Genomic DNA, 13485 nt, shown 5'->3' on the forward strand with positions numbered 1-13485 from the left:
GACCAAACCGGGTGGATACTCTCGCCGCCATGCAGGTCATGGACGCGGTCGCGGTGCGCAGGTGGGCGGACGCCTGCGTGCGGACGCTGGACGCCAACCGGGAGTCGATCGACCAGATCAACGTCTTCCCCGTCCCGGACGGCGACACCGGCACGAACCTGCTGCACACCATGCAGTCGGCGCTCGACGCGCTGCTGCGCTCGCCCATGTCCTCGGTGGGCGACGCGCTGGGCGCGCTGGCCCGCGGCGCGCTCGCCGGGGCCCGCGGCAACTCCGGCGTCATCCTGTCGCAGGTGCTCAGAGGCCTCGCCGAGGCCGTGCAGGAGGTGTCCGTCATCACGGGGTCCGCGCTGCGCAAAGCCCTGCACCGGGCCGACGAGCTCGCGACCGCCGCCGTGTCCCAGCCGGTCCCCGGCACGGTGCTGACCGTGCTGCACGCCGCGTCCGAGGCCGCTCGCGACTGCCCGTCCGATGAGCTCGACGAGGTGGTGGTGGCGGCGTCGCGCGCGAGCGCGGTCGCGTTGGCCGACACGCCCCGTCAGCTCGCCGTGCTGGCCAAGGCGGGCGTCGTCGACGCCGGCGGACGCGGCCTGGTTGTGTTGTTGGACACACTGGCCGCGGTGATCACCGGTCAGGCCGTGGAGACACCGGCGGACACGCCGTTGCCGCCGCGCACGCCCGAGTCGCTGACGACCGAGCGCGAGAGCGGGTCGCCGGAGTTCGAGTACGAGGTCATGTACCTGGTCGACGAGACCTCCGAAGACCTCATGACCGGGCTCCGCTCCACGCTGGCCATGTTCGGCGACTGCGTGTCGGTCGTGGGCGACGGCGCTTCGTTGTGGACCGTGCACGTGCACTGCAACGACATCGGCGCGGTCATCGAGGCGGGTGTGCGCGTCGGGCGTCCGCACCGCATCACGGTGGCGCGGTTCGCCGACCAGATCACCGCACAGGCGTCCCGTTTCGTGCGCGACCGGGCGATCGTCGTGGTGGTGAGCGGGGCCGTGGACCTGTTCCGCGCGGAAGGCGCCACGGTGTTCGACCTGGCCTCTTCTTCGGCCACCTCAACGGATCTGTTGTCGGCCATCGTGTCGACGCGCGCGCGTCACGTCGCGGTGCTGCCCGGCGATCCGAGCATCCGCGAGGTCTTGGACGAAGCCGTGGCCTACGCACAAGCCGCAGGGCAGGACGTGGTGGTGGTGCCGACGTTCTCACCAGTGCAGGCGCTTGCGGCGTTGGCGGTGCATGACTCGTCGCGCCGCGCCGGTGACGACGTCGTGGCGATGGCCGAGGCCGCTGCCGCCACCCGGCGCGGCGAGCTCGCCATCGCCGCCGACGAGGCCATCACCTGGGTCGGCCGCTGCCAGCCCGGCGACCTGCTGGGCATGCTCGACGGCGAGGTCGTGCTGATCGAGGCCGGTCCGGCGACGCCGGAGTCGGTGATGGACCTGTCCTGCCGCCTGGTCGACCGGATGCTGGCGGGCGGCGGCGAGCTGGTGACCGTGATCCTGGGCGCCGAGTGCCCGGACGGCCTGGCGGACGTGCTGGAGGACCACCTGCGGGTCACCCATCCGGAGGTGGAGGTGACGGCGTACCCGGGTGGTCAGCCGGACGCCGTCATCTTTGTCGGTGTCGAGTAGTTCAATGGGGCGCGATGATCTCCTTCGACGACAAGCTGCAGCCGCTGCTCGGCAAGAAGACCGCCGACGCGCTGGAGACCGGCCTCGGCCTCACGACGGTCGGTGACCTGCTGCGCCACTACCCGCGCCGCTACGACGAGCGCGGAAAGCTCACCGACATCCGCTCGCTCGAGATCGACGAGCACGTGACGGTGCAGGCCGAGGTGCGCAAGTGCGTCAAGCGCCAGATGAAGGCGCGCCGCGGCCAGATGACCGAGGCCGTGATCACGGACGGCACCTCCGAGCTGCACCTCGTGTTCTTCGGCAAGGTGGCGTTCGTGGCGGAGCAGGAGCTCCTGCCGGGCACGCGCGCGCTGTTCGCCGGCAAGGTCGGCCGCTACCGGCAGAACCTGCAACTGGTGCACCCGGCGTTCGAGGTCCTCACCCCCGAGCAGGACGGCTCGTCGTTCCTGCAGGCCTTCCTGCCGGTCTACCCGGCGTCGCAGCACATCAACACGTGGAACATCGCCAACTGCGTGAAGCAGCTGCTGGAGATCTGGGACGGTGTGCCGGAGGACCCGCTGCCCGCCGCGTTCCGCGAGGAGCACGGCCTGATCGGCCTGGAGGAGGCGCTGCGGTCGATCCACCGGCCGGAGAGCTGGGCGCAGATCTCGGTGGCGCAGCAGCGGCTGAAGTGGGACGAGGCGCTGGCCGTCCAGCTCACCCTGGCCCAGCGCCGCAAGGCTTCCACGGCCCGTCCCGCGCCGTCCTGCGCCCGCCGGTCCGGCGGCATCCTGGACGCGTTCGACGCGCGGCTGCCGTTCACGCTGACCAAGGGGCAGGTGGAGGTCGGCGAGCAGATCGCCGCGGACCTGGAGTCGGTCGTGCCGATGAACCGGCTGCTGCAGGGGGAGGTGGGCTCGGGCAAGACCATGGTCGCGTTGCGGGCGATGTTGCAGGCCGTCGACTCCGGCCGGCAGGCGGCGATGCTCGCGCCCACCGAGGTCCTCGCGGCCCAGCACGCCCGTTCGCTGCGGGAGATGCTCGGCGACCTCGCCCAGGCGGGTCAGCTCGGCGGTGCGGAGGACGCGACCCGCGTGACGCTGCTGACGGGCTCGATGAACACGGCCCAGCGCCGCCAGGCGCTGCTCGACATCGTGACCGGCGAGGCGGGCATCGTCGTCGGCACGCACGCGATCATCCAGGAGAAGGTGGAGTTCCACTCGCTCGGCCTCGTCGTCGTCGACGAGCAACACCGCTTCGGCGTGGAGCAACGCGCGGCGCTGAGCGCACGGGGGGAGAAGGAGAACCCGCACGTGCTGGTGATGACGGCGACCCCGATCCCGCGCACGGTGGCCATGACTGTCTACGGCGACCTGGAGGTGTCGGCCCTGCGCGAGCTGCCCGGCGGCCGCTCACCGATCAAGACCTCGGTGGTGCCCGTCCGCGAGAAGCCCGCGTGGCTCGACCGCGCGTTCGCCCGCGTGCGGGAAGAGGTCGCCGCCGGCCACCAGGCGTACTTCGTGTGCCCGCGCATCGGCGACGAGGAACCGGCGAAGTCCGGCGACGACGAGAAGCGCCCGGCCCTGTCCGTGATCGACGTGGCGACCATGCTGGCGCAGGGCCCGTTGCGCGGCCTGCGCGTGGAGATCCTGCACGGCCGCATGCCCCCCGACGAGAAGGACGCCGTGATGCGCGCCTTCGCCGCCAACGAGGTCCAGGTGCTGGTCGCCACCACCGTCATCGAGGTCGGCGTCAACGTCCCGAACGCCACCGTCATGGCCATCATGGACGCCGACCGCTTCGGCGTCTCGCAGCTCCACCAGCTCCGCGGCCGGGTGGGCCGGGGCAGCGCCCCCGGCCTGTGCCTGCTGGTGACGGAGATGCCGGAGATGACGGCCACGATGGAGCGCCTGCGCGCCGTCGAGTCCACCCTGGACGGCTTCGAACTGGCCCAGCTCGACCTCGAGCTGCGCCGCGAGGGCGACATCCTCGGCGCCGCGCAGTCGGGCCGCCGCTCGGCGCTCAAGATGCTCTCCCTGCTGCGCGACGAGGACATCATCGCCGACGCGCGGGCGGCGGCTCAGACCGTGGTGGACGCGGACCCCGACCTGGAGCAGCACCCCGGGCTGGCGGGGATGGTGGCCACGCTGCTGACGGAGGAGCGGGCGGAGTTCCTGGAGAAGGCCTAGCGGGCGGGGCGTGCCGGGACGCGTCGAGGCGTCGGCGTTCCCGCGGCCACCGGTTGCCAGGGCCGGACGGCGCCCGGCTCACAGCCACGAGCGCGTCGAGCCACGCGAAACGGCGGCCGCCACGCAGATCGCGTGGCGGCCGCCGTCGTCCGTCTGAGCTCAGTTCTTCCGCTGCGGCTTCGGCAACTGCTCGGTCTTGGCCTCGCGCGGATCGCGGGCCGCGGCGGCGTCACCGGTACCGCGGTCCTTGCCGGACCTGTCGCCGGAGCGGTCCTGACCGGCGCCGTTCCCACCGGAGCGATCCCCGCCGGAGCGATCCCCGCCGGGGCGGTCCTGACCGGAGCGGTCCTGACCGGCGCCGTTCCCGCCGGAGCGATCCCCGCCCGAGCGGTCCCCGCCGGAGCGGTCCTGACCGGCGACGTCCCCACCGGAGCGATCCCCGCCGGAGCGTTCCCCACCGGAACCCTCGTCCCCGGAGCCGTCCTCCAACGGCTTCAACACCGACATGGCCGCCTCCACGGCAGCCTGCACGGCGTGGAACTGCGTGGCGAGGTTGTCGTGCGCCGACCGCAGCGAAGCTTCCTTCTCCGCCGCCGCGGCTGCCCGCTGGTCCGCCTCCGCCACGGCGGCCGCCGACTTCTCCTCGGCCTCGCGCACGAGCTTGGAGGTGCGCGTCTCGGCGTCGCGGACCAGTGAGGTGGCCTTCTCCTCGGCCGCGTGCACGGTCGCGCTCGCCTTGTGCTTGGCCTCCTCGACGGTGGCCTCCGCCTTGTCCAGGGCTTCGCGCAGGGCCGTCGCCGCCTTCTCCTCCGCGGCGCTGACCAGCGCGGTGGCCTGCGCGGACGCGTCGGAGGTGGTCTGCTCCGCCTTGGCCAGCGACTCGGCTTCGAGGTCGGCGAGGGTCTTCTCGGTCTCCGCGCGCTTCGCCTCGAGCTCGGTGTCGAGCTTGCTCAGCGCCTCGGCCCGCTTGGTCTCGGCGTCGGTGGTGATGCGCTCGGCCTCGGCCCGCGCGTCGGCCAGCACCTTCTCGTGCTCGGCGGTCAGCGTCGACTTGAGGCCGTCGTACTCCTTGTCCAGCTCGTCGTGGTACGCCTTGTACTTGGCGTCGAGCTCGGTGCGGCGGGCGTCCAGCTCGGCCGACTTCTGCTCGAACTCGGCGGTGACGCGCTCGTGGTCCGCGCGGAGCTCGGCGACCAGGGCCTCGTGGTCGGCGACGAGCTTCGCCTGCAACGCCTTGTGCTCGGCCTCCAGCTCGGCGCGGCGGGCGGCGAACTTCTGGTCCAGCTCGGCGTTGCGCTGCTGGTAGGTGAGTTCGAGCTGCTTGCGGCGGGCCTCGGTCTCGGCGAGCAGGCGCTGGTGGGCCTCGCGCTGCTCCGCGGCCCACTTCTCGGCCTCGCCGCGGGTCGCGGCGGCCTTGTCGAGGGCGTCCTTGCGGATGTCCGCGATCTCTTCCTCGGCCAGGCTCATCATGACGCGCACGCGCTCGGTGACGTTCGACGCGCTCACGGGGCTGTTCGCCAGGTTCGACAGCTGCATCTTGGTCTTGTCGAGATCGGCGCGCATGGAGTTCAACATCTTCGTGAGCTCCGCCACCTGCGCGGCGGCCGCGTCACGGGCGCGGTTCGAGTTCTTGAGGTCGAACTCCAGGCGGGTGACGCGCTCGTTCACCTGGCGTTGGTTGTATCCACGGAGGACAACGTCGAAATGCGGTGTGCGGGCAGTAGGCTGCCCGGCTCCATCAGCCCCGGCCATATGGCTCACCCTACCGAGATCACTCCCAAGATCGTCACTCGATCTGGTTAAACCCACTACCGGTCGGAGTCTGACCGGGTGGCGGGTGGCCGCTCGGCTCACACCACGCGAGAATCGGCGTGAGCAAGAACGATCAGGATGACACCCATCACGTGAGACAGTTCTCCCACCAGGCAAGAGTCGCGCGGTAACGTGCCGGAACTGACCGCCGAGCAACACCGGGAGGGCTACGGATGTTCCGCAAGGTTCTTGTCGCCAACCGCGGCGAGATCGCGATTCGCGCGTTCCGTGCCGCTTACGAACTGGGCGCGGGAACGGTCGCCGTCTTCCCCCACGAGGACCGGAACTCGCTGCACCGGCTGAAGGCGGACGAGTCCTACGAGATCGGTGAGCCCGGTCACCCCGTCCGGGCCTACCTCTCCGTCGAGGAGATCATCAAGGCCGCCCGCAAGGCCGGCGCCGACGCGATCTACCCCGGTTACGGCTTCCTCTCCGAGAACCCGGAACTGGCGATGGCCTGCCGCGAGGCGGGGCTGACCTTCATCGGTCCCGTGGCCGAGGTGCTGGAGCTCACGGGCAACAAGGCGCGCGCCATCGCCGCCGCCCGCGAGGCGGGGCTGCCGGTGCTGGAGTCCAGCGCGCCGTCCTCGGACGTCGAGGAGCTGCTCGAGGCCGCGAAGACGATGCGCTTCCCGGTCTTCGTGAAGGCCGTCGCCGGCGGCGGTGGCCGCGGCATGCGCAAGGTCGACGACCCGGCCGCGTTGCGCGAGGCGCTGGAGGCGGCCTCGCGCGAGGCGGAGTCGGCGTTCGGCGACCCGACGGTGTTCCTCGAGCAGGCCGTGGTCGAACCGCGCCACATCGAGGTGCAGATCCTCGCCGACGGCCAGGGCAACGTGATCCACCTCTTCGAGCGCGACTGCTCCGTGCAGCGGCGCCACCAGAAGGTCATCGAGATCGCGCCCGCGCCGAACCTCGCGCCCGAGCTGCGCGACCGCATCTGCAACGACGCGGTGAAGTTCGCCCGGCACATCGGCTACCGCAACGCGGGCACCGTCGAGTTCCTGCTCGACCCGCAGGGCCACTACGTCTTCATCGAGATGAACCCGCGCATCCAGGTCGAGCACACGGTCACCGAGGAGGTGACCGACGTCGACCTCGTGCAGTCGCAGATGCGCATCGCGTCCGGGGAGACGCTGGAGGACCTCGGCCTGTCCCAGGACACCGTCCAGCTCCGCGGGGCGGCGCTGCAGTGCCGCATCACCACCGAGGACCCCGCCAACGGGTTCCGCCCCGACACCGGCACGATCAGCGCCTACCGCTCGCCCGGTGGCTCCGGCATCCGCCTCGACGGCGGCACGGCCGGCGCGGGCATGGCCATCAGCCCGCACTTCGACTCGATGCTCGTGAAGCTCACGTGCCGCGGCCGCAACTTCGGCCTCGCCGTCGCCCGTGCGCGCCGTGCGATCGCGGAGTTCCGCATCCGCGGTGTGTCCACGAACATCCCGTTCATCCAGGCCGTGCTGGACGAGGCGGACTTCTACGAGGGCCGCGTCACCACGTCGTTCATCGAGAAGCGCCCGCACCTGCTGACGGCACGCCACTCGGCCGACCGCGGTACGCGCCTGCTGACCTACCTCGCGGACGTCACGGTCAACCACCCGAACGGGACGCGTCCGACGGCGGTCGACCCGCGCGAGAAGCTGCCGGTCGTCGACCTCGGCACCGAACCGCCCGCGGGCTCCAAGCAGAAGCTCACCGAGCTCGGCCCCGAGGGCTTCGCGCGGTGGATGCGGGAGAGCAAGGCCGTCGGCGTCACGGACACGACGTTCCGCGACGCCCACCAGTCGCTGCTGGCCACCAGGGTGCGCACCAAGGACCTGCTCGCCGTCGCGCCGCACGTCGCGCGCATGACGCCCGAGCTGCTGTCGCTGGAGTGCTGGGGCGGCGCGACGTACGACGTGGCGCTGCGGTTCCTCGCCGAGGACCCGTGGGAGCGGCTCGCGGCGCTGCGCGAGGCCGTGCCGAACATCACGCTGCAGATGCTGCTGCGCGGCCGCAACACGGTCGGCTACACGCCGTACCCGGAGGCGGTCACCAAGGCGTTCGTGCAGGAGGCGACGAACACCGGCATCGACATCTTCCGGATCTTCGACGCCCTGAACGACGTCGAGCAGATGCGCCCGGCGATCGAGGCCGTGCGCGAGACCGGCACAGCCGTCGCGGAGGTCGCGCTCTGCTACACCAGCGACCTGTCCGACCCCGGCGAACGGCTGTACACGCTGGACTACTACCTCAAGCTCGCCGAGCAGATCGTCGGCGCCGGCGCGCACGTGCTGGCCGTGAAGGACATGGCGGGCCTGCTGAGGGCACCGGCCGCGGCGCGCCTGATCTCCGCGCTGCGCAAGGAGTTCGACCTCCCGGTCCACCTCCACACCCACGACACCGCGGGTGGCCAGCTCGCCACCTACCTCGCGGCGGTCCAGGCGGGCGTGGACGCGGTCGACGGCGCGGCCGCGTCGATGGCCGGCACGACGTCGCAGCCGCCGCTGTCGTCGATCGTGGCGCTCACCGACCACACCGAGCACGCCACCGGGCTCACCCTGCAGAACGTGTGCGACCTCGAGCCGTACTGGGAGTCCGTGCGCAAGATCTACGCGCCGTTCGAGTCCGGCATCCCCGGCCCGACCGGTCGCGTGTACCACCACGAGATCCCCGGTGGTCAGCTCTCGAACCTGCGCACCCAGGCGGTCGCCCTCGGTCTCGGCGAGAAGTTCGAGGAGATCGAGTCGATGTACGCGGCCGCCGACCGCATGCTCGGCCACCTGGTGAAGGTGACGCCGTCGTCCAAGGTCGTCGGCGACCTCGCGCTGCACCTCGTGGGCGCGGGCGTCGCGCCGGAGGACTTCGAGGCGGACCCCGGCAAGTACGACATCCCGGCGTCGGTGATCGGCTTCCTGCACGGCGAGCTGGGCGACCCGCCCGGCGGCTGGCCGGAGCCGTTCCGCAGCAAGGCGCTGGAGGGCAGGCCCGCGCCGAAGCCGGTCGAGGAGCTCTCGCCGCAGGACGAGGCCGGGCTCGCCGACGACCGGCGGGCGACGCTGAACAGGCTGCTGTTCCCGGGGCCCACGAAGGAGTTCCTCGCCCACCGCGAGGCCTACGGCGACACGTCGGTGCTGCGCTCCAAGGACTTCTTCTACGGCCTGCGCCCCGGTGAGGAGTACTCCGTCGACCTGGAGCCGGGCGTGCGCCTGCTGATCGGCCTGGAGGCGATCTCCGAGGCCGACGCGCGGGGTGTGCGCACGGTCATGGCGACCCTGAACGGTCAGCTACGCCCGATCCAGGTCCGCGACCGGTCCGTGGCCGCGGACATCCCGGCCGCGGAGAAGGCCGACCGCGCCAACCCCAACCACGTGGCGGCACCGTTCGCCGGCGTGGTGACGGCGGCGGTGGCCGAGGGCGACACCGTCGAGGCGGGGCAGACCGTCGCGACGATCGAGGCCATGAAGATGGAGGCCTCGATCACCGCCCCGAAGGCGGGCAGGGTGCAGCGCCTCGCGCTGCGCGGCGCCCAGCAGGTCGAGGGCGGCGACCTGCTGATCGTCCTGGAGTAGCGGTTCCGCGCTTGCGGCGGCCCGGTCGTCCCCGTGACGGCCGGGCCGCTCGCGTGCGACCGGCGCGCCGCCCGGAACTCGGCGACGATTTCCCGCGTTGCACGAGCACGGGTCAGGGAAGGGTTTCGATCATGAAGAAGGCGTTGGCCGCTGTGCTCGGCCTGGCGGGGGTGGCGTGGGCGTTGCGGGACGTGCCCGCGCAGCTCGGCGGCACCCCGGATCCGCGGAGGATGGCGCGGTCGCCGCGCTACCGCGAAGGCGTGTTCCACAACGACCGCCGGGTCCGCACGGTGCCGGACCGGCAGGCGTTCTCCCTCGCCGAGTTCGTCTCGGGCGGCACCGGGCGCGCGCCGTCCGCGGAGGTGCCGCTGGTCGGACCCGCCGCGCCGGTGTCGGAGGGCCTGCACATCACCTGGTACGGCCACGCGTCGGCACTGGTCGAGGTCGACGGCGCCGCGGTGCTGGTCGACCCGGTGTGGTCCGACCGGTGCTCGCCGTCGTCGCGGATGGGGCCGAAGCGGCTGCACCCGGTGCCGCACCGGCTGGCCGACCTGCCCGCGCTGAGCGCCGTGGTGATCTCGCACGACCACTACGACCACCTCGACATGGACACCGTGCGGGAGCTGACGCGGACGACGTTCGCGAAGTTCGTCGTGCCGCTCGGCATCGGCGCGCACCTGGCGAGGTGGGGCGTGCCGGAGGACCGGATCGTCGAGCTCGACTGGGACGAGTCGTTCGACGTGGACGGGTTCACGCTCACCTGCACCGCGGCGCAGCACTTCTCGGGCCGTTCGGTGAAGCGCAACGTCACGCTGTGGGCGTCCTGGGTGATCGCCCGCGGCGGGCGGAAGGTGTTCTACAGCGGTGACACGGGCTACTTCGACGGCTACCGGCGCATCGGCGCGGAGCACGGGCCGTTCGACGCGGTGCTGATGCAGGTGGGCGCGTACAACGCGGCCTGGCCGGACATCCACATGACGCCGGAGGAGGGCGTCACCGCGTTCGAGGACCTCGGCGGCGCGCTGCTGATCCCGGTGCACTGGGCGACGTTCAACCTCGCCCTGCACCCGTGGGGCGAGCCGATCGACCGGGTGTGGCGCGAAGCCAAGGCGCGCGGGCTGGCGCTCGCGGTGCCGCGGCCGGGGGAGCGCGTCGACGTGGACGCCCCCGGTGAGGTCGACGGGTGGTGGCAGGCCCTCGCCTGAGGCACCTGGGACGATGGGCGGGTGACACGCATCGTTGCCGGGACCGCCGGCGGGCGGCGGCTGAAGGTGCCGCCCAAGGGCACCCGACCCACGTCGGAACGGGTGCGCGAGGCCCTGTTCAGCTCGCTCGAGTCGGTGCTCGACCTCGACGGCGCGCGCGTGCTCGACCTCTACGCGGGGTCGGGCGCGCTCGGGTTCGAGGCGCTCAGCCGGGGCGCCGCGCACGCGACGTTCGTGGAGTCGGACCGCCGGGCGGCCGAGGTGCTCAAGTCGAACGCCCGCGACCTGCCCTTCCCCGGCGTGCTGGTGGTGAACCGGAGCGCGGAGGCGTACGCGGCGACCGAGGGCGAGCCGTTCGACGTGGTGTTCGCGGACCCGCCCTACGCGGTCGGCGACGACGAGATCGCCGGGGTGCTCGCGGGGCTGGTGGGCGCGGCGCGGCTCACCGCCGACGCGGTGCTGATCGTCGAACGTGCTTCGCGCAGTGCCGAACCAGTGTGGCCCGAAGGCGTGGAACCCTTGCGTGCCAAGCGATACGGAGACACGGCCGTGTACTGGGGCCAGGTGCGTTCCGATGGGTGACGAGAACCACGGACACGCCTGGAGGCGTCCGATCGGGTGCTAACGTCCGCTCCATGACGCGTGCCGTGACGCCCGGCTCCTACGACCCGGTAACCAACGGTCACCTGGACATCATCGAGAGAGCGGCGCACCTCTTCGACGAGGTCGTCGTCGCCGTGCTGATCAACAAGACCAAGAAGACGCTGTTCTCCGTCGAAGAGCGGATGGAGATGCTGCGCGAGGTCACGGAGCCGTGGCCGAACGTGCGCGTGGACTCGTGGCACGGCCTGCTCGTCGACTACTGCCGCGAGAACGACATCAAGGCCATCGTGAAGGGCCTGCGCGCGGTCACGGACTACGACTACGAGCTGCAGATGGCGCAGATGAACCACCAGCTCACCGGGGTCGACACGCTGTTCATGCCGGCCACGCCCGCGTACTCGTTCCTGGCGTCCTCGCTGGTCAAGGAGGTCGCGACGTACGGCGGCGACGTCACGACGCTGCTGCCCGCGTCCATCGAGCAGCGGCTGCAGCAGCGCCTGGCCGAGACGCGCTAGAGCGCCAGCTTCATCCCCACGTGCGACGCGGTGAACCCGAGCCGCTCGTAGAACCGGTGCGCGTCCGTCCGTGACGCGTCCGTCGTCAGTTGCACCATCCCGCAGCCGCGTGCGCGCGCCTCGTCGATCGCCCACCTGATCAGGCGTTCGCCGAGACCACGGCCGCGCTGGTCGGAACGCACGCGCACGGCCTCCACGGTCGCGCGGGTCATGCCCAGCCGGGACAGGCCGGACGTGAACGTGAGCTGCAACGTGCCGGCGACCTGGCCCTCGTCGTCGACGGCGACCGCCAGGTACTGGTGCGGATCGGCGTCGATCACCTCGAACGCCCTGAGGTAGGCGGGGTCGCCCGGCTTCTCCCGGCCGGCGCCCAGCGGGTCGTCGGCGAGCATCGCCACGATCGGTCCGACGTCGGCGGCGGTCGCCCGCTTGATCGTGAAGGTCACGGGAAATCCTGACACGCCCTGCCGATCTCCCTCTTCCGGGGAGACGGGCAGGGCACACTTGTGGGTGGGATCCAAGGGGTTAGGGGAGTGAGACGTGTACCGGGTGTTCGAGGCACTCGACGAGCTCGTCACGATCGTCGAGGAAGCGCGCGGAGTACCGATGACCTCGGGCTGCGTGGTGCCGCGCGGTGACGTGCTCGAACTGCTCGACGACGTGCGCGACGCAATCCCCGCCGAGCTCGACGACGCGCAGGACGTGCTCGACCACCGCGACGAGGTCGTCGGCAAGGCCAAGCACGAGGCCGAGTCGGGGGTGTCCAAGGCGCGCGCCGACGCGGACCGGATGCTCGCGGAGGCGCAGGCCGAGGCGGAGGCGATGCTGTCCGACGCGCGGGCCCGCGCCGAGCGGATGATCGCCGAGGCCGAGGACCAGGCGGAGCGCACCGTGGCCGCCGGCCGCCAGGAGTACGACGACCTGGTGGGCCGCTCGCACGCGGAGGCCGAGCGGATGATCCAGGCGGGCCGGGCGAACTACGAGCGCGCCACCGAGGACGGTCGTGCCGAGCAGGCCCGGCTCGTCGCCGAGCAGGAGGTCGTCCGGGCGGCGCACGCCGAGGCGGCCCGCATCCTCGACGCCGCCCAGAACGAGGCCATCCGGCTGCGTTCGGAGTGCGACGCGTACGTGGACGGCAAGCTCGCGGACTTCGAGGACCTCCTCGCGCACACGCTCAGGTCGGTCGGCAAGGGCCGTTCGCACCTGCGCGGGCCGGCCGTCGCGGGCGCGGCGGCGCCGTTCGACTACGGCGCCTGACGAACCAGCGGGCTGCTCCGGCGCCTGAACGTGTGATTCGCGCTACGTCCGGCAGGTGCGATCACCTGCCGATTTCACGGGTGGGGGCGTCGTCCCGTACCCTGGAACGGCTGGACGTGGTAGGTCCCCGCCGGCAAAACCCGAAATCATGACTGAGCATCGTCACGCGTCCACGCGTCCCACAGCATCCAGTCCCTGGGTCATCGACACCAGGGACATCGGCCGTCGCGCCGGCCTCAGCCGACCCCTCGTGAGGTCGGTCCCAGGCGGAGGTGTCGGGCTGCGCGGGGTGATCGCGGTGCCCGAGGACGGGGAGATCGAGCTCGACCTCCTGATCGAGTCGGTCGTGGAGGGCCTGCTCGTGTCGGGGACGGCGTCCGCGAAGGTCGAGGGTGAGTGCGCGAGGTGTCTCGAGCCGCTCACCGATGAGGTTGAGGTCCGGATCACGGAGCTGTACGCGTGGCCGGACAGCACCACGGACGAGACCACTGATGAAGACGAGGTCAGCCGGATCGAGAACGATCTGATCGACCTCGAGCCTGTGGTGCGGGACGCCATCGTCCTCGCGCTGCCGCAGGCGCCGCTCTGCGAGCCGGACTGCAAGGGGCTTTGCTCCGAGTGTGGTGGCAGGTGGGCGGAGCTCGGGCCCGACCACGGGCATGAGACGATCGACCCTCGTTGGGCCGCGTTGCAAGAGCGGTTCAGCGATGACAACAACGAGGAGAAGTAGT

General features: G+C 71.5%; 10 protein-coding genes. 8 read left to right on the forward strand and 2 right to left on the reverse strand.

What is annotated here, in order from left to right:
• Positions 1-29 precede the first annotated feature (29 nt).
• Together BMW88_RS24965 and recG are read left to right on the forward strand one after the other, a co-directional pair.
• Positions 30-1640, forward strand: coding sequence for a DAK2 domain-containing protein (locus tag BMW88_RS24965; protein ID WP_089954561.1), 1611 nt, complete (start codon positions 30-32; stop codon positions 1638-1640).
• Between the two features lie 14 nt (positions 1641-1654).
• A complete protein-coding gene (gene recG, locus BMW88_RS24970) occupies positions 1655-3811 on the forward strand; it encodes an ATP-dependent DNA helicase RecG (RefSeq protein ID WP_089954564.1) in 2157 nt (718 codons plus the stop codon).
• Positions 3812-3970: 159 nt separating this feature from the next.
• On the opposite strand, the gene BMW88_RS24975 is transcribed toward recG, so the two are convergent.
• The gene (locus tag BMW88_RS24975) at positions 3971-5479 is read right to left on the reverse strand and encodes a hypothetical protein (protein ID WP_177221284.1); all 1509 of its coding nucleotides are present in this window, start codon (positions 5477-5479) and stop codon (positions 3971-3973) included.
• Between the two features lie 317 nt (positions 5480-5796).
• Here BMW88_RS24975 and BMW88_RS24980 point away from each other — a divergent pair, with 317 nt between their 5' ends.
• From BMW88_RS24980 to coaD, 4 genes are all read left to right on the forward strand, one after another.
• Positions 5797-9174, forward strand: coding sequence for a pyruvate carboxylase (locus tag BMW88_RS24980; protein ID WP_089954566.1), 3378 nt, complete (start codon positions 5797-5799; stop codon positions 9172-9174).
• 131 nt (positions 9175-9305) lie between these two features.
• A complete protein-coding gene (locus BMW88_RS24985; protein WP_089954568.1) occupies positions 9306-10379 on the forward strand; it encodes an MBL fold metallo-hydrolase in 1074 nt (357 codons plus the stop codon).
• Positions 10380-10400: 21 nt separating this feature from the next.
• A complete protein-coding gene (gene rsmD, locus BMW88_RS24990) occupies positions 10401-10961 on the forward strand; it encodes a 16S rRNA (guanine(966)-N(2))-methyltransferase RsmD (RefSeq protein ID WP_089954571.1) in 561 nt (186 codons plus the stop codon).
• 53 nt (positions 10962-11014) lie between these two features.
• A complete protein-coding gene (gene coaD / locus BMW88_RS24995) occupies positions 11015-11497 on the forward strand; it encodes a pantetheine-phosphate adenylyltransferase (RefSeq protein ID WP_089954573.1) in 483 nt (160 codons plus the stop codon).
• Here coaD and BMW88_RS25000 read toward each other — a convergent pair.
• Entirely contained in the window at positions 11494-11889 is a 396-nt protein-coding gene (locus BMW88_RS25000; protein WP_089954761.1) for a GNAT family N-acetyltransferase, read from the reverse strand. The genes coaD and BMW88_RS25000 overlap by 4 nt on opposite strands.
• 148 nt (positions 11890-12037) lie before the next feature.
• On the opposite strand from BMW88_RS25000, the gene BMW88_RS25005 reads away from it, so the two are divergent.
• Entirely contained in the window at positions 12038-12754 is a 717-nt protein-coding gene (locus BMW88_RS25005) for a DivIVA domain-containing protein (protein WP_089954576.1), read from the forward strand.
• A 148-nt stretch (positions 12755-12902) separates the two neighbouring features.
• Positions 12903-13484, forward strand: a complete 582-nt coding sequence (locus BMW88_RS25010; RefSeq protein ID WP_089954578.1) for a YceD family protein — start codon at positions 12903-12905, stop codon at positions 13482-13484.
• Position 13485: the final 1 nt, after the last annotated feature.

The organism is Lentzea xinjiangensis (assembly GCF_900110955.1).
GTDB lineage: Bacteria > Actinomycetota > Actinomycetes > Mycobacteriales > Pseudonocardiaceae > Lentzea > Lentzea xinjiangensis.